This is a genomic window from Psychroflexus maritimus (genome assembly GCF_011089875.1).
In the GTDB taxonomy this organism is placed as follows: domain Bacteria; phylum Bacteroidota; class Bacteroidia; order Flavobacteriales; family Flavobacteriaceae; genus Psychroflexus; species Psychroflexus maritimus.
This window is the reverse complement of the sequence record NZ_JAANAS010000111.1, coordinates 1-278: the sequence shown is the minus strand read 5'-3', so window position 1 is coordinate 278 and position 278 is coordinate 1. Positions and strand designations below refer to the sequence as shown.

General features: G+C 41.0%; 1 protein-coding gene. It reads right to left on the bottom strand.

The annotated features are described in order from the left end of the window. On the bottom strand, window positions 1-278 hold a 278-nt coding region (locus G7034_RS12165), incomplete at both ends, for a hypothetical protein (protein ID WP_166401072.1).

Here is a 278-nt window from a genome sequence, read left to right as displayed (position 1 = left end):
GTGGTGCTTCCTCCGGTTTCATCATCACAAACTGACAAACGCTCTGGGGCAATGATGTCTGGTAAGGGTTCAACGATTAATTCGATTTCTTCAATAGCAAAACAATTCAAATCGCTTGTGGGGTCGGTGATGCGAATATAAACGATTTGATTATCTGACTGGCTTTCATATTCCCCTGGATTGTTGATGAGGTTGCCCGGATTTTGCTCTTCTGCACCTTGAAGGTTGTTGTAATATTCGATTATAAGTTCATCGGTGTTTTCCACATTTTGTAAAAC